Origin of the sequence: Lichenicola cladoniae (assembly GCF_013201075.1) — a bacterium.
GTDB lineage: Bacteria > Pseudomonadota > Alphaproteobacteria > Acetobacterales > Acetobacteraceae > Lichenicola > Lichenicola cladoniae.
The window spans coordinates 156,399-173,392 of sequence record NZ_CP053709.1; the positions used below are offsets into that span (position 1 = coordinate 156,399).

Annotated in this window: 13 protein-coding genes and 1 pseudogene; 12 read left to right on the forward strand and 2 right to left on the reverse strand. The window is 63.5% G+C overall.

Translation table 11 applies throughout. From position 1 onward, the window contains the following. Positions 1 to 134: 134 nt before the first annotated feature. The 4 genes from HN018_RS22630 to HN018_RS22645 are packed head-to-tail and all read left to right on the forward strand — an operon-like array spanning position 135 to position 4,567. Positions 135 to 1,061, forward strand: coding sequence for a 2-hydroxyacid dehydrogenase (locus HN018_RS22630; protein ID WP_171837685.1), 927 nt, complete (start codon positions 135 to 137; stop codon positions 1,059 to 1,061). 19 nt (positions 1,062 to 1,080) lie between these two features. Beyond that, a complete protein-coding gene (locus HN018_RS22635) occupies positions 1,081 to 2,724 on the forward strand; it encodes a peptide ABC transporter substrate-binding protein (protein WP_239479404.1) in 1,644 nt (547 codons plus the stop codon). Then, a complete protein-coding gene (locus tag HN018_RS22640; RefSeq protein ID WP_171837684.1) occupies positions 2,721 to 3,674 on the forward strand; it encodes an ABC transporter permease in 954 nt (317 codons plus the stop codon). The genes HN018_RS22635 and HN018_RS22640 overlap by 4 nt, the downstream gene beginning before the upstream one ends. A gap of 5 nt (positions 3,675 to 3,679) precedes the next feature. Then, positions 3,680 to 4,567, forward strand: coding sequence for an ABC transporter permease (locus HN018_RS22645; protein ID WP_171837683.1), 888 nt, complete (start codon positions 3,680 to 3,682; stop codon positions 4,565 to 4,567). A gap of 102 nt (positions 4,568 to 4,669) precedes the next feature. Here HN018_RS22645 and HN018_RS28795 read toward each other — a convergent pair. Then, positions 4,670 to 5,509, reverse strand: a pseudogene (locus HN018_RS28795) (LysR substrate-binding domain-containing protein); the annotation flags it as partial. 138 nt (positions 5,510 to 5,647) lie between these two features. Between HN018_RS28795 and HN018_RS22650 the strand changes: the two are divergent. The 8 genes from HN018_RS22650 to HN018_RS22685 all read left to right on the forward strand — a co-directional run bounded on the left by HN018_RS22650 (position 5,648) and on the right by HN018_RS22685 (position 16,730). Further along, positions 5,648 to 6,850 carry a DUF885 domain-containing protein gene (locus HN018_RS22650; protein WP_239479405.1) on the forward strand — a complete coding sequence of 401 codons (1,203 nt, stop codon included), beginning with the start codon at positions 5,648 to 5,650 and terminating at the stop codon, positions 6,848 to 6,850. After that, positions 6,850 to 7,953 (forward strand): ketopantoate reductase family protein, encoded by a 1,104-nt coding sequence (locus tag HN018_RS22655; protein WP_171837682.1) that lies wholly within the window; start codon positions 6,850 to 6,852, stop codon positions 7,951 to 7,953. The genes HN018_RS22650 and HN018_RS22655 overlap by 1 nt, the downstream gene beginning before the upstream one ends. Further along, complete coding sequence (locus tag HN018_RS22660; RefSeq protein WP_171837681.1) at positions 7,950 to 9,068, forward strand: Gfo/Idh/MocA family protein; 1,119 nt, start codon at positions 7,950 to 7,952, stop codon at positions 9,066 to 9,068. Before HN018_RS22655 ends, HN018_RS22660 begins: the two co-directional genes overlap by 4 nt. Continuing rightward, complete coding sequence (locus tag HN018_RS22665; protein ID WP_171837680.1) at positions 9,068 to 10,678, forward strand: DUF885 family protein; 1,611 nt, start codon at positions 9,068 to 9,070, stop codon at positions 10,676 to 10,678. Before HN018_RS22660 ends, HN018_RS22665 begins: the two co-directional genes overlap by 1 nt. Before the next feature lie 65 nt (positions 10,679 to 10,743). Continuing rightward, complete coding sequence (locus HN018_RS22670; RefSeq protein ID WP_239479406.1) at positions 10,744 to 11,733, forward strand: ABC transporter ATP-binding protein; 990 nt, start codon at positions 10,744 to 10,746, stop codon at positions 11,731 to 11,733. Then, positions 11,730 to 12,710, forward strand: coding sequence for an ABC transporter ATP-binding protein (locus tag HN018_RS22675; protein WP_171837679.1), 981 nt, complete (start codon positions 11,730 to 11,732; stop codon positions 12,708 to 12,710). Before HN018_RS22670 ends, HN018_RS22675 begins: the two co-directional genes overlap by 4 nt. A gap of 196 nt (positions 12,711 to 12,906) precedes the next feature. Further along, positions 12,907 to 15,714, forward strand: coding sequence for a TonB-dependent receptor domain-containing protein (locus HN018_RS22680; RefSeq protein ID WP_171837678.1), 2,808 nt, complete (start codon positions 12,907 to 12,909; stop codon positions 15,712 to 15,714). 767 nt (positions 15,715 to 16,481) lie between these two features. Next, positions 16,482 to 16,730 (forward strand): hypothetical protein, encoded by a 249-nt coding sequence (locus tag HN018_RS22685; RefSeq protein ID WP_171837677.1) that lies wholly within the window; start codon positions 16,482 to 16,484, stop codon positions 16,728 to 16,730. 2 nt (positions 16,731 to 16,732) lie between these two features. Here the strand turns inward: HN018_RS22685 and HN018_RS22690 are convergent, their stop codons facing one another. Then, the gene (locus HN018_RS22690; RefSeq protein ID WP_171837676.1) at positions 16,733 to 16,984 is read right to left on the reverse strand and encodes a hypothetical protein; all 252 of its coding nucleotides are present in this window, start codon (positions 16,982 to 16,984) and stop codon (positions 16,733 to 16,735) included. Positions 16,985 to 16,994 lie beyond the last annotated feature (10 nt).

Below are 16,994 nucleotides of genomic sequence, written 5' to 3' on the forward strand. Positions count from 1 at the left end.
CCGTGCCGGCAATGTCGTAAGTTGTCCCGTACGCATGAGTTTCTGGAATGACGGACGCGTGGGATGACGGCGACGGTCGATCGGCATAAGTTTTTTGTTGTTGCACCTGCGCAAGAGTGTGCCAGCATTGGTTGATGAAAACGATCCTTGTCATGCTCCGTGCGCACGCCGACGACTGGGTGCGGCTCCTGAAGCTAGGCCTGCCGGAGCACGCGGTGGTGACCGACGCCTCGGCAGCCGACGGTCCGCTTTCCTATGCCGTGGTGGGCAAGCCGCCGGCGGGTGCGATCGCAGCACTCGGCCGGCTTGACGCGTTGTTCAGCGTCAATGCCGGGATCGAGGCGCTACTCGAGAGCGGCGAGGTCCCGGACGATATGCCGCTGGTTCGGATGGTCGATGACGGGCTTGCGGCCGGCATGCTGGAATGGGTCATCGCGGAAACGCTGGCCTGGCACCGCAACCTTTTCCACTACCGGGCTGTGCAACTCGAACAACGCTGGGCGCCGCTGCAGGAAAAGTTAGCGTTCGAGCGGACGGTGTGCGTGTTGGGTGCCGGCCATCTTGGACGCCCGGTGGCGGAGCAGCTTGCCTCGCTCGGTTTCATCACCAGGACCTGGAGCCGTGGCGGCACGATGATCCCGGGTGTCGACTCGTTCCGCGGACCGGATGGCCTGGCCGCATCTGTCGACAACGCGGACTTCCTGATCAATCTGCTGCCGTTGACGCCCGAGACCGAGACCCTGCTCGATGCGGCGCTGCTGCGACGCCTGGCACCGGGTGCGGTGCTGATCAATGGCGGCCGTGGGCGGCACGTGGTCGACGAGGCGGTCATCGCGCTGCTCGATGAAGGCCATCTCCGGGCCGCGGTGCTCGACGTGTTCCGCACAGAGCCATTGCCATCCGAGCACCCGTTCTGGAGCCATCCGGGGGTCTATCTGTCGCCGCATGTCGCAGCACCCACGCATCCCGCGACGGCCGTCGCCTCGATCACGCAGAACATCCGCGGCTTCGAGTCCGGGTTGGCGCTACGCCATGTCGTGGACCGGGCGCGCGGCTACTAGCGGGCCGCGGCGCAGGCCGGTGGCGTCCCTGACTCTTTGGCACCTGTCATGGGTGTTGATGTTGTCGCCGCTCCTGGCGACCCGTTGCGCTGCCGAGGCAGTACACCCTGGCGGCACACTGACAGTCGCGCTCTCCTATGATCTCGACACGCTGAACGTTTACGCCACGGGCTTCCTTGGCGATGTCGAGGCCGCGGTCGTGGAAGGGCTGGTGGCCCCGGACTCGCAAGCCAGATATCGGCCGGTGCTCGCCACCACGGTGCCGACGATCGGCAATGGCGGCATCGTGCTCGACCCCGATGGCCGCATGCATGTCACCTACCACCTTCGCGCCGGCGTTTGCTGGCAGGACGGGGCGCCGTTTACCGCGGCCGACGTGAAGTTCACCTGGGAGGCGGTACGCGACCCGGCGTTCCTCGCAGAATCCAAGGATGGCAGCGAGGATATCGAGGGGATCGATACGCCCGACGATCTGACAGTGGTGGTGAATTACCGCCACAGCTCGGCCGCCTTCGCATCGACGCTGTTCACCTTCGGCATCCTGCCGCGTCATTTGCTGCTGGGCCACGACCTCAACCACGACCCGTACAACACCCGCCCGATCGGCACAGGTCCGTTCATGGTGCGTGAGTTCCGGCGCGGCGAATATGTAGCGCTGGACCGTAACCCGCACTACTGGCAGCACGATTCCGAGGGCCGGCAGCTGCCGTATCTGGATCGCATCGTGTTCCGGATCGTGCCCGACTCCAACACGCTCGGGACGCTGATCCGCGCGGGCGAGATCGGCCTGGCGCCGCTGATCCCCTACATGCTGGCCAAGCAGCTGCAGGGCACCCGCGGCATCGAGATCGTGCGCGGTCCGTCACTGGGCTGGGAACATCTCGATTTCAGCTTCAAGGGACCGCCGGCCCTGCGCGATCCAACAGTGCGCCGGGCCATTGCACAGGCGATCGACCGACGCATCCTGGTGCGCGCGGCCGGGGGCTTTCCTCTGCCGATCCGCTCGGTGGTGGTGCCTACCCTGACCGATCTCTACGACCCGATGGTGCCGGTGCTGGCCTACGATCCGGCGCAGGCTAACCGGCTGCTCGACGATGCCGGTTACGCACGCGGCCCGGACGGCATCCGTGCGCGGGATGGCCAACGTCTGTCGTTCAGTATCACCGCGCAGACCGGCCAGATCGACGACGAGATCGCCGAGCAGATCATCATCGCCGAGTTGCGGGCGATCGGCATTCGGTTGTCCGCCGACAACAAGTCCGGCATCAGTTTTCGCCAGGCGCGCTACCGCGGCGCCTACGACCTCTTGTATGGCCGCTGGGTCACCGCGGCGGACCCCGTCTACAGCGTGTTCTACGGTACGCATGGCCCAAATAACGGCCAGGGGTATGCGAGCCCGGAGCTTGACGAGGCGATGCGGCGTCTGGAAACCGAGATGCACCCGGAGCCGCGGCGCCAGGATGCGGCGGCGATGCAGGCGATCCTAGCGCGCGACCTGCCGACGATCCCGCTGCTCAGCACGGTCTCGGTCAATGCACGGTCCGACCGCCTGCGCGGCTATGTGCCGAACCCGACCAACATGACCGATTTCGTCGGTGCGGCGAGCTGGTGGCTGGCCCCCGCCTCGATGACGGCCACCCTATCCGGCGGCCGCGCGCCGTGAGCCCCGCCTACCTGCTGCGCCAGCTGCTAGGCGCGATCCCGCTGCTACTGGCGATCTCGCTGATCCTGTTCGCGATTATCCATCTGGCGCCGGGCGGGCCGCTCGACATGTACACCGACAACCCGTCGGTGACGCCGGCGGCACTCGAGCATATCCGGCGTGCCTATGGCCTGGATCGGCCGGTGCCGCTGCAATACCTGATGTGGCTGCGCTCAATGGTGATCGGCGACTGGGGATTCTCGATCCGGACCGGACGACCGGTGCTGGCCGAGATCGCCGATCGGCTGCCGGCGACGCTGCTGCTTGGCGGCTCCGCGATGGTGCTGGCGCTGTCGCTGGCGCTGCCGGTAGGCGTGCTGACGGCGCTGCACCGTTCCAGCCGGCTCGACCACCTCCTGACACTCCTATCATTCTCTGGCATCTCGATCCCGGTATTCTGGCTGGCGCTGATGCTGCAGCTGCTGTTCAGCATCCTGCTGGGGTGGCTGCCCGCGGCCGGCTACACGACGTTCGGCGATGCCTCGCTGGGTGATCGACTGGCCCATCTGGCGATGCCGGCCTGCGTGCTGTCGCTGGCGACCGCTGCCGGCTGGAGCCGCTTCCTGCGCTCGAGCCTGCTGGACGTGCTGCGCCAGGACTACATCCGCACCGCGTATGCCAAGGGCCAGACCACCGCCGGCATGCTGCTGCACCATGCACTCCGCAATGCACTGGTCCCGATGGTGACGGTGATGGCGCTCGACATCGCGAGCATCATTTCAGGTGCGGTCATCACCGAGACGGTGTTCGCCTGGCCGGGGATCGGCCGGCTGTTCATCGAGAGCATGGATGGCCGGGACTATCCGGTGCTGATGGGACTGATGATGACAGGCTCGCTGGCGCTGGTGCTGGCCAATCTCGCGGCCGACATCGCCTACGCCGTTATCGATCCGCGGATCAGGTTCGGCTGATCGCCATGGACCTCACAACCGAACCGCTATCGCCGCCGGACAGCCGCACGATCGGACGCTCCCGTCGCATGCTGCAGCGCCTGCTCGAGCATCGCCCGGCCGGCATCGCGCTGCTGTTTCTCTGCAGCCTGGCGGTGCTAGTGCTGGTCGGGCCGATGCTCTCGCCGTATTCGTTCGACGGCCAGGACCTGACCCTGATCGGGCAGCCGGCGCCACCCAGCCGGGCGCACTGGCTCGGCACCGACGAGCTCGGGCGGGATCTGCTGATGCGCCTGCTGTTTGGCGGCCGCATCTCGCTCGCTGTCGGCATCGCCAGTGCGGTGGTGTCAACGTTTCTCGGCACACTGGTCGGCGGCCTGGCCGGCTTCCACGGCCGGCACATCGACCAGCTGCTGATGCGCCTCACCGACGTCGTGCTGTCGATCCCGCTGCTGCCACTGGTGCTGCTGCTGTCCGGCCTGTTCAGGCCGGACGTTCCGCTGCTGGTGCTGGTGATCGGCGGCCTTACCTGGATGGGAGCAGCGAGACTCGTGCGGAGCCAGTTCCTGTCGCTACGGACGCTCGATTACGTGGATGCGGCGCGGGCCCTTGGTGCCACGTCGCTCCGCCTGATGCTGCGCCATATCCTGCCGAATGCCTCCGGACCGATCATCGTTTCGGCGACGCTGGCGGTCGGCAACGCGATCATGCTGGAGTCCGCGCTGTCATTCCTGGGCTTCGGTGTGCAGCCGCCGATCCCGACCTGGGGCAACATGCTCAATGCAGCGACGCCGTGGATCGGCACCGCGGCCTGGATGGCGCTGCCGCCGGGGATTTTGATCTTCGCGACCGTGCTCTCCGTCAATTTCCTCGGCGACGGGCTGCGCGACGCGCTGGACAGCCGGAGCCATTGACTGGACCGTTGCCACCGGTGAAAGCGCCTCATCCGAAGGCAGACGCGCCACTTCCCCGAGCAGCCAGCGGCGGAACAGCAGTACTCGGGCAACATCCTGTTTTGCCTTCGGGGTGACCAGGTAATAGGCGCCTGGCCCGGCGACGCGGTAGGCAAGAGGTGCCACCAATACGCCGCGCGCCAGTTCCTCCTCAATCAGGATGCGCGGCAGCAGCGCGATGCCAAGCCCAGACTGGGCCGCCTGGATCAGCATGAAGAAATGCTCGAAACTTGCCCCCCAATTCGCATCCTCCTCGGCAAAGCCGACCGCGTGGAACCAGTGCGACCAGGCATGCGGGCGGGTCGTGTGCTGGAGCAGCGGATACGCGGTGAGGTCACTGACCAAGCGCAGCGGCGATCCCGCCTGCAGCAGTTCCGGCGCGCAGGCAATCAGGATTTCCTCCGCGAGAAGCGGTTCGGCGACGGTGTCGGGCCAGCTGCCGCTGCCGAACTGGATCGCCACGTCGAGTTTCGGCATGTCGACGGCAAGCTCGCCATCGGTGCTGATGATGTTGAGCAGGATCTCGGGGTGCCGGGCGCGAAACAAACGAAGGCGCGGAATCAGCCAGCGGGTACCGAAGGTAGGCAGCACACCGATCGTCAGGGTGCCTCCGCCCTTGCGTGTCGCGATCAGCTCGTTGGTCCCGGCCTCGATTTTATCGAGAGCTTCACGAATCAGATTGAAGTAATAACGGCCGCTGGTGGTCAGTTCGCTCCGCCGGCTGGTCCGATTGAACAAGGCCAGCTCGAGATAATCCTCGAGTGCCCGCACCTGACGGCTGGCAGCACTCTGGGTCACGTTCAACTCTGCCCCAGCAAGCGTGAAGCTCTCATATCGGGCGACCGCCTCGAACGTCCGCAGGGCACTGAGTGACGGCAGCAGGCGTCGGCGCATCCGATACATTCCTTTGTCGCATGAAGGCAGGACCAAAGTGCGCTTGCACGCCGCGTTCGAACCTATAGCCTTGAGTAGGCGAGGGCTTGCAAAAATCGCACCATACCTAAACCGAAGACTCCCATCGCCATCGGAGACAGGCTTTTCATGACCAGTTCTGCATCGGCGTCGAATGCATCCTTCGGTGCCGACCTCGCCGCCATCACGATGGGGATCGACGACTTCGAGCGACGGATCAATCGCGAGGCCGGCCTGCTCGATACCGAAGGATTGGTTCCGATCTACCTTGGCAATGACATCGTCGGTCCGCGCCACTACGAGAATTGGTGGGCGGTTGAGGACGATCTCAACGAACTGCAGCAGCGCTTGCCGTCGATCATCCCGCCGCATCGTCAGCTGTTCGCAACGGCAATGATCCGATCTCTGAAGATTGCCTTGCGGCTATTCGCCGGATCGAGTCCCTCGTTCGAGGTCAAGGTTCGCGATCTTGTCGGCGGGCAGACCGGTCCGGTCCAACCGGCGATCATCGACGGCCTGCGCGACACCCTCGACACGCTGCTGCAGCGACGCGGCATCGTGCGCGGCGAGTTGTCGCAGCGGATCGCGGAGTGGGAGTCCTCGAACTTCCTCGAGCCTACGCGGATCGAAGGCACCTACGGGGAATTGATGGCCGAGGGCAGGCGTCGCACTGCGGAAAGGATCTTCGATTGCGGTGACTTCACGATGGCGTTGAACCCGGTGCGCGATGTCCCCTACACGGCGCGCTGCAGCTTCAACGACGGGCTCATGGACCTGAATGTCGATAATGGTTTCACGCGCGCCTCGCTGAAACATCTGGTGGCGCACGAGGTCTTTCCGGGCCACGCGACACAGCTGCTGTATACACGGGCACGCGTCGACCAGGGACGGGCGCAGCCGGAAGTGCTGCTCTGCACCGCGAACTCGGTGCTCGGCTGTGTCCAGGAGGGCATCGCCGATGATGGCGTGGCGCTGATCGACTGGCTCGAGGACGAGGACGACATGATCCACATCGAGCTGCGACGGCTGCGCAGTGCGGTGCAGACCAGTGCCGCCTGGTACATGATGGCGGACGGCTGGGAGCCGGACGCCGTCGCCAACTATCTGCGCGAGATTGCAGCCGGCCAGGAGCCCTGGGTGCAGGGGCGGCTGCGCATGGCGGCACACCCGTTCCGCGGTCCGTTCATCTCGTCGTACTGGACCGGCGCGGTGGCGGTCAGGCAGGTGCGCGAGCGTACTCCGGCCGAGGCGATGCCGAAGTTCATCGAATATCTTTATGCCAATGCGCATTCGCCGCAAAGCCTGGCGCTGTTCCAGCCGGGCGTCGCCTGATGGCCGATCCTGCTCCGTCTTCGCCCGCCAGGCTGGTGGTGCTTGGCGCCGGTGCGATCGGTGGCCTCGCCGGGGCGTTCATGACGCAGGCCGGGCACGACGTGGTGCTGGTCGATCGCTGGGCGGAGCATGTCGAGGCGATGAACCAGCATGGTCTGATCATCGACGGGGTGCGCGGGCCGATGACGATCCCGGTGAGGGCCAGCACGCCGGAGGCGCTGGGCGGTCCCATCGGTGGTGTGCTGGTGGCAACCAAGTCACAGCACACACTCGAGGCGATCACGCAGATTCTGCCGCTACTCACCCCGGACAGCTTTATCGTCTCGGCCCAGAACGGCTTCAACGAGCCGGACATCGCGGAGCTGCTGGTAACGTACGGGCTGGCGGGCATCACGCAGGTGATCGGCTCGATCCCGAACTATGGCGGCGCGCTGCTCGACCCCGGCCGGATCGAGTTCGTGCATGAAGGCGCGATCCAGCTCGGCGAGATGGATGGCTCGATGAGCGATCGGCTGCAGTTGCTGGCAGCCCAGCTATCGGCGCTGACGGAAGTGCAGCTCTCGGCCAATATCTGGGGCCAGATCTGGGCGAAGGAGGTTTATTCCGCGCAAGTGGTTTTTTCGGCCCTGGTCGATGCGCCGATCCGAGAGACGCTCGGGGTCGAACGCTATGCCCGCATAGCCGGTGCGATCGTGCGCGAGGCGCTTGAGATTGCCGACGCCAACGGCATCGTCGTCGAGGCGTTCGACTTCTTCGACCCGGCCAATTACCGCCCGCAGGCGCCGGATGACACGCGCCGGCTGCTCGCCAACATCAACCACGCGATCTGGCTGCTTAAAAAAGACCAGAACACCAAATATGCCTTCAAGAAGAAGGGGTCCGGGATCTGGTGGGATATTGTCTACCGCAACCGCCCGTCCGAGGTCCGCGCCTCCAACGGCAAGCTGGTCGAGTACGGTCGCCAAGTCGGCGCCGACACCCGCCTGAACGACAAGATGTGCAGCATGATCTACGAGATCGAGAACGGCACCCGCCCGCTCGGCCTGCAGAACTACGACGAGCTTGAGGCTTACGCTGCCGAAATCGGCAGGGCGCTGCCATGACCGGGATACAGCGCCTGGGCGTCGGCGTCATCGGCGCGCACGACTGGGCGGAAAAGGCGCATCTGCCGGCCTATGCGGCGAATGAGCGCGTGCATCTGGCCGCGATCTGCGATGTCGTGCCGGAACGCGCGGCAGCGATGGCGGCACGGTTCAACATCGCCCGCGTGTATCACGATCATCACGCAATGCTCGCCGATCCTGCAGTGCAGGCAGTCGATGTCTGCACGCCGACCCATACGCACTTGCCGCTCAGTCTAGATGCGATCGCCGCTGGGCGCCATGTGCTGTCGGAAAAACCGCTGGCGACATCGGCCGGACCGGCATTCGAGGCTGCCGCCGCAGCTTCCGCCCGCGGCGTGCGTACGAAGCTCGGCTTCACCTTCCGTTATTCGCCGGCGATCCGCCAGATCAAGCGCTGGATCGATGACGGGACGCTCGGAACGATTTTCCATATTCATGGCTTCGAGCAGAACTCGCAATTTCTCGATCCGGATTATCCGTTGCGACAGTTATCCCCGGATGCGCCACGCGATCGGCTGATCCCGTCATCGATCGTCGGATACGGCTCGCATCTGGTCGATCTAATGCGCTGGCTCGGCGGCGAGTTCGGGTCCGTGGCGTCAAGCATGCGTAATTTCGTGCCGGAGCGCCTGGTGCGCGGCATGGTTGGGCGGCAGGCGATCCCGGTCGAGGATGGCACCGTGGCGCTGGTCGAGTATGCCAACGGCACGCAAGGGCTGCTGCAATCAAGCTATATCGCCGTAGGCAATTATCCGGGTGTCGAGATCCGCGTTTATGGCTCCAAGGGTGCTGCGGTCGCCCGGCTAATCTCCGAGTTCGGTATTGCCGAAACCCTGCATGCTGCCACTGCGGATGAGGTCGAGTTCAGGTCAGTCGTGCTCGGCCCCGAGCATCTGCCGCCAGGTGCCGATCTGCATACCCGCTGGCCGGAGTTGTATTACCGCAACCTGATCCGGCATTTCGTCGATGAGATCCTCGATGATCGCCCCGAGGAATGCACGTTCTTCGACGGAGCAAAAAGCCAGGAGATCGTCGACGCGATCGTGCAGGCGCATTTCGAGCGGCGCTGGGTCGATCTTCCGGCGACCTCGTGATGAGCGGTCCAGATGGCCTGGGACAGGCGTTTCTCGACCACCATCTCGCCTTCCATCCGGTCGATGCGAGCTTTATGGGGATCGGCGGTTATGACCATCTGCTGCCACGCGCAGACAGCAGCGTGGCTGCCGACGAGCGGCGCGGCATCGCCCGGCTACGCGTTGGCCTGCAGGACGCACCCGAGGATAGCCCGGGCCATCGCATCGACAAGCGCATCGTCGTCGGCGAGCTCGCCTGTGCGGACGCAGCCCTTGATGGCCGGCCACGCTGCAACAACCCCGCTTGGTTCACCGGCGAGGCGGCGTTCGCGCTGATCGGGCTGCTGCTGCCGCAGTCGGCCCCAATCGATCTGGCTGCATTCGCCGCGCGGCTTCTTGCCTTGCCAGATTTCCTTGCAGACGGACGTCAGCGGCTTCGGGAGGCGGGTGCCGCACCCGTCGGCTGGTGCGATCGGGCGGCCCGCGAGTGCCGCGCGATGAGCCGCTTCCTGACCGCGGATCTGCCCCGGCATCCGGCCTGGCGGTCCGAATGGCTGCTGCCCGCAAAGGCTGCCGCCGCCTCGTTCGAGGCGTTCGCCGACATGCTGCCGAGCCTCGGAGATGCCGACCCGGCTGCCGGACGTACGCGGCTGGCACAGATCATGGCGGCCCTGCACGGCCTGGAACAGGGCCCGGAGGCGCTGGCGGCGGCGGCACAGGCGGCGTTCGACCGGCTGGGCGACGAACTCGAGGCCGATGCGGCACGGAGTTTCCATGGCCGACGCTGCCAGGATGTCCTCGACGAGCTGGCGGCGCTGCATCCCGACGCGGACGGCGTGATGGCCTGCTACCGGCAGTCGAACGCGGCTGCCCTTGACGCGGCGCGAGGCCTGGTGACGCCGGCGACCCAATACGGTCTTGATTATCGCCTGCTCCCCGAGGCGATGCTGGGCGTCGCCGAGGATCTCTATTTCCTGTCGTACCGGTCGCCGCCGGCGATGCGTCCGGGCGCCGGCAGCGTATATTGGGTGACGCCCCGCGGGCCCGACCTGGACGCCTATCTGCGGCAACAGAACCACGCCACCATCAAGCTGATCCATGCGGTGCATCACGGCAGCATCGGTCATCATACGCACAATACCCGCGCCCGGGCAGCCGACAGTCTGCTTGCGCGCATCGCCGGTACCGACTGCGCCAGCGGCATTGCGCTGCTGTCCGGCGGCATGGCGGTCGAGGGATGGGCCTGTTACGCCGAGGACCTGCTGATGGAAGCGCCGGGCTTCTACAGCGATGCCGAGCGGCTAGCCCTGAAGCAGTACGAGCGGCGTAATGCAGCCAGCGTCCTGGTGGATATACGCCTGCATTGCGGCCTGTGGAGCCAGCAGGAGGCCGAGCGTTTCTACCGCGACGAGGCAGGCTTCGCTCCGGCACGGGTGCATAACGAGCTGGTCCGCAACTCGATGTTTCCAGGCAGCCGTCTGATGTACTGGGCCGGCGTGGAAGCGATCCGCGCCCTGCGTGCCCGTTGGACCGGAACCACGCTGGAGTTTTACGACACGTTGCTCAGCTACGGCCACAGCCCTGTCAGCACGATCGAGGCGGAGATGGCCCGGGCCGGCCGCATCACGTGAGCAACGCGGGAGCGGCACCAGATACGCACCCGGAGGCTCATATAGGGACGGACACGGACAAACCAGTGCTGGCGGTTCGCGACCTGGTGACCGCGTTTTACACCCCGCGTGGGACCTTCCATGCCGTCGACGGCGTCAATCTGACCGTCCGCCGCGGCCAGACGGTCGCTCTTGTCGGCGAAAGCGGATCCGGCAAGTCCGTGACCTGCATGTCGATCATGCGCCTGCTGGCGGCGCCTGCAGCCCGCATCGTCTCCGGCCGGATCCTTTTCCGCAGCCGCAGCGGCCTGGAGTGTGATCTGGCGCAGCTCGACGAACACGCGATGCGGGCGCTGCGCGGCAACGAAATCGCCATGATCTTCCAGGAGCCGATGACGAGCCTGAACCCGACCGGCACGATAGGCACGCAGATCGCCGAGGTGCTGCGTCTGCATCGTCCGATCTCACGCCGCGCGGCAATGGCGGAAGCGGTACGATTGCTGGGGCTGGTCGAGATTGCCGACCCGGCGCGCCACGTCGAAAGCTATCCACATCATCTGTCGGGTGGCATGCGACAGCGTGTGATGATCGCCATGGCGCTGGCCTGCGGACCCTCGCTCCTGCTCGCCGACGAGCCGACGACGGCGCTGGACGTGACCGTGCAGGCCCAGATCCTGCGGCTGCTGCGCACACTGCAGCAGGAGCTCGGCATGGGGGTGTTGTTCATCACCCACAACCTGGGCGTGGTGGCAGAGATCGCGGACCAGGTCTCGGTGATGTATGGCGGCCAGGTCGTCGAGACGGCGCCAGTGCGCGCGTTGTTCGATGCGCCGGGCCATCCCTACACGCGCGCCCTGATGGCCAGCCTGCCACGCATGGATGCGGTCCTAGCAACACCTCGCCGCCTGCCGATGATCCGCGGCAGCATGGTCGACCCGCACCGGCCGCCGCCCGGGTGCCGCTTCGCCCCACGATGTGACATGGTGCTTCCGGCCTGCGAGGCGGCGGTGCCGGACGAGTACAAGATCGGCATTGAGCACCAGTCACGCTGCCTGCGCTGGCAGGAGCTCGCGTGAAGCGGCCGCCGGTTCTCGACGTCATCGACCTGTCCGTGGCGTTTGCCCAGGCGCGCCGTCTGCCTTGGCAGCGTCCGACCGCAGTCCCGGTCGTGCGCAACGTGTCATTCACGATACGGCGGAACGAGATCATCGGGCTGGTCGGCGAGTCTGGTTCCGGTAAGACGACCTTGTCCCGCGCTCTGCTGCGACTGCTGCCGGCTACCTCCGGCACTGTCCGCTTCGACGGCATCGACCTGCTGACGCTGCCGGCTGCCGACCTGCGGCGATTGCGCGGCCGCATGCAGGTGATTTTCCAGGATCCCTACACGAGCCTTAACCCGCGCATGACGGCGGCGGACAACATCGCAGAAGGAATCAGCCTGCAGCGCCTGTGCGACCGTCGCGACATCCGGGCACGCGTTGCCGCCGTGCTGGATCAGGTGGGGCTTGCCCCCGATGCCGGCTCACGCTTTCCGCATGAATTTTCCGGCGGCCAGCGTCAGCGGATCGGCATCGCCCGGGCGCTCGCGGTCGAACCGGAGCTTCTCATCGCCGATGAACCGGTGTCGGCACTCGACATGTCGATCCAGGCGCAGATCCTGAACCTGCTGATGGAACAGCAAGAACGACGCAGCCTCGCGATGCTGTTCATCGGCCATGACCTGTCGGTGATCCGCCATATCTGCGACCGCGTGCTCGTCATGTATCGGGGACGGATCGTCGAGACTGCTCCGGTCGCTGCGCTGTTCCACCACCCGGCGCATCCCTACACGCAGGCGCTGCTCGATGCGGCGCCGGTCTCGCATCCCTCAATGCGGCATCGCAAACGCGCTTCATTAGCTGAACCTGTAAACTTTCGTTCGCGTCCAATTGGCTGTCCTTTCGCTGCGCGCTGCCTGCATCGCATTGACGCTTGCGACGACGCGCTGCCGCCGCTTCGTACAATCGGACACGACCATCAGGTCGCCTGCATCAGAAGTGAGATCTTTCGGTAGCTCGTCCATGCGCTGAGGTCATGTGCACAGGATGCAGAGGGGCCTTGCGTCGGAGCTTGTAGACCGTCTCAATAACGCAATAAATTCAGACCCAAGATCACTCCGGTTGGCCAATTTACAGCCCAAACTTTCCCCGGGTAACGACAGGTTCGGGTCAGGCTTCCAGCTTTATTCAGTGAGAAAGGATAAATCCTCGATGCGCATCCGTTCGATCGACGTCCTGACGAAGAGAGTGGCAGCGGGACTGGCGCTCGCTGCGGGCAGCTTGGTGCTTCCGGTGGCCGGGGCACTTGCACAGACCGCCGTTACAACGGGACAGATCGGCGAGCCCAGCGAGCAAGTCACGGTAACCGGCTCGCAGATCAGGCAGGACACATCCAGCAATACGCCAATTACTGTTATAACGTCGAAGCAGTTGCAGGATTCCAGCACCGTCACGCTCGAACAGTATCTGCAGAGGATCCCCGAGTTCGGTCAGCAGGGTGTCAACTCCAATCAGAATGGCGGCGGCGAGGGTGTCTCGTTCATCGAGCTCCGAAACCTCGGCGTGACGCGCACCCTTGTGCTGATCGACGGACACCGGATGGTGTCGAGCGGTACCGACACGGTCAATGCCGTCGACCTCAATAACATTCCAGTATCGTTGATCGACCATATCGAGATCCTGCGCGACGGGGCCTCGGCGATCTATGGTTCGGACGCGATCGCCGGCGTCGTCAACATTATCCTGAAGAAGCACTTTGATGGTGTGATGGTTAACGCGCAGGAGGGAATCAGCGACCGCCACGATGCGCAGTCTTACGACTTTAGTGGCACCGCCGGCCACAACTTCCAGAAGGGAAACATCCTTTTCAACTTTGAGTACAGCAACCGGGACCCGTTGCCACAGAACCGTCGGGCCTGGTCGCAGAACAAGTCGTTGCCGGACGGCTCCCAGACGCTCGGCAGCACGCGCACACTGGGCGGTCTGGTGCAGAATCCGACCGCCTTCGACGTCGTGACCGGTCAACCATCGATCAATGACCGCGCCTTCGGCAACGGCGTCTTCCGAACCTTCAATCCGGCACAGGACGACCTGCTCCTGAACGATTATGGCTATTCGAGCACTCAGCTCGATCGTCGCAGTTTCAATGCCCTCGGTCACTATGAGATTTTGCCGAACGTCAATTTGAATATCGATGCGCTGTTCACCGATCATCATGCCCAGCAGCAACTTGGTCCCGACGCGGAAGGCGGCGATGTCGTGACTGACCGCTATCCGAACGGGTTCATCATCCCAGCCTCGAACCCCTACAATCCCTATGGTGTGGATGTCGTCGACCGGACCAGGCGCGCAGAAGTCGGCAACCGGCAGTACAACGAGAGCGGTTCGACCTACCGGCTGGGGATCGGCCTGTCAGGGACGATCCTGAACCGCTTTGATTGGGAGGCTGGTTACAAATACGGTTCGTCGAACGACAAGTTCACGTTTACGAACCAGTACAACCAAACTTACATCCTGCAGGTCAGCGTGTATCTGCCATGCAGCGCCGCCGATGCCGCTCAGGGCTGCAGTGTCGGCAATTTCTTTGGGCCCAACACGCTAACCCCGGCGCAGGCCAGATATATCGGCTTCACCCAGACCAACAAGGTCGATGTCGGCCAGCATTACTGGTTTGGAAAGGTCACAGGGCCAATTCTCCAGCTTCCGGCCGGGCCATTCAGTTTTGCTCTCGGCGGGGAACTGCGCCACGAGTCCGGGAAATACGCGCCGGACAGCGTCATCACCAGCGGTAACGGTGATTTCGACCAGGCGTCGACAGCGGGAAGCTTCAACGTCAAGGAGGGCTATCTCGAGTTCAAGGTGCCGGTGCTCAAGGACATGTTCATGGCCAAGGAGCTGTCGGTGGATGGCGCTGCGCGCTATTCCGACTACAGCAACTTTGGCAACGCCACGACCTGGAACGTCTCGGTCGCATACGCACCAACCCGCGACATCAGGTTCCGTTTCAATACCGGAACCGGCTTTCGCTCACCGAGCATCACCGATCTTTATTCCGGTCAATACGAGGCGGCCAACACCGTCAACGACCCGTGCGATGTCAATGTAGGATTGCGCCGCAGCAATGCCAATGCGGCAGCGAACTGCAACAGAGTGCTGTCATCAGCGGGCCTGTCACCGGCGAGCTTCATGCAGCAGCAGACCCAGCTCTACACCTATATCGGCGGCAACTCCCGTCTCCAGCCCGAGACATCGCGGCAGCTCGATCTCGGCACCGTCATCACGCCGCGCTGGATCCCGGACCTGTCGATGACCGTCGACTACTACCGCATCAAGATTGCCAATCACATCACGGCGCCGGATGCACAGACGATCCTGGATAGCTGTTACGCATCAACTGGCCTGTCGAGCCCACAATGCCTGCTGGTCGGCAACCGCGGCGGCGGCCAGCTGACGACAGTCAGTGCGATCAATACCAACTCCGGCTTCGTCAATACGGATGGCCTCGATTTCGGACTTAACTACAATCTTAAGTTGAGCCGTCTCGGACTTCCCAGCTGGGCGGGGCGGCTAGAGTTTAGCAATCTCGACACGCTACTGCTGAACTACACGGAACAGCTGCCTAACGGCGATGTGCGCCAGGATGCCGGTGCCATCATCTCGACCACGACGCCACAGGCCTTCACGCGCTTCAAGTCGACCAACAGCATTGCCTACGTGCAGCCTAAATGGTCGTTCCAATGGACGATCCGATATATCGGAGGATCGAGCAATTACGTGTCACCGGGCGAGCCGGCCGATACGAGCTATGGCGGCAGCGTCGGGCCGATCGTCTACCACGATATCGTGGGCAGCTACGCGTTGAAGGTTGCAGGAAAGCACACTGTTACGCTTATCGCCGGTATCGACAACATGTTCGACCGCGACCCACCGTTCTACTACGACGGATCGACAAATTCCTTAACCAACAGCTACGACTATCTCGGTCGCTACTATTACTTCAAGGCTGGCGTGCGGTTCTAAATACGGCAATCGAGTTGGCGTAATAGCAAATATTATCCCGAGCGGATGTTCTTCCGTGTGACCCTTTGGGGTCATAACCTGAAGGAGCACTGAGATGACCTACTATGTCGGGATCGACTTGCTGGAGACGAGCAGCATTTGCATCGTGGATGCACAGAGCGCGATCCGTCGCGAGTTTAAACGGGAGCGAGAGTTGGATGTGATAGCAGCTGTCCCGCTCTGCATTATGGCGTGCTCGTCCGGTCGCCCATCCTCATCGTGTAACATAAAGGACGTTATGTTCCGCGATCGCTTAGCGTCGCGTTGAAGACTAGGAGCTGCCGCGGATGCAGTGGCTGCTACCCGAGCCAGATAAGCTAAAACGGCAAGCTACGTCGCTTCATGTTGGACGAGTGCAAGAAACTTAAAAGAATGTGTTTCTATATCTGCAACATTACCATCGCCAAGCTGCTCGGTCCTTTCGCCACTGCGCGCGCATCCGCGCCGCCCGAATTGAAATCGGATCAAGCTGCACTTTCGGTGCCGGTTCCAACGCCAATAGCCGCAATCCGTCTGCCGTGAGGGCGTGCTCCCATCGTGGATCCGGTGGTGCCGGAATTAGGATAGCCTCCTCGTAAGGAAGAGGACGCCATTCATCAGACGGCCGAGGCGAGCGGCGGAACCAGGACATGCATAGTAGAATATCTGCCGCGGCTTAATGCGGTGATAAGACCACATGAGGGCCGTAAAATGCGGCCCTCCGATCGTTCTACGGCTTGGAAAAATCCATGCGGATCCTGATCCTGGGTATGGCTTGGCTGTTTATAGCCACTCCGGCGCTCGCCCGGCACAAAGACTACGCGGCAGTCGATCCCGGCATTTCATGCCCCAATGATCGGGTCGTTTGGGTCAACACACGCACCAAGATTTATCATCTTGAAGGCGAGCGCTGGTTCGGCCGAACAAAGCAAGGACAATTCGAGTGCGAGAGGGCCGCCAAGAAGGAAGGCGATCGAGAGACCGAGAATGGCCAGTGAAATCAGCTGAAGGGGTTCTTCACGATCTTCGGTATTACATCCGCCGCTACCGTGGCCGACAACGGCTTTGCCTCAAGCACCTCGATGATCTGGTCCAGCAGCGCTTTCATCTGGCGTGCGTGGGTCAGGCCCGCTTGGTCGCGGGTGATGTCCAGGCTGCCATAGAGGGTCACCTGATCTGCACCGTTCTCGATCGTCAGCTTGCCGATTGAGATCGACGCAGCGTCGTCGGCAAATGGGTCGAGCTTGGTCATCGCCAACTCC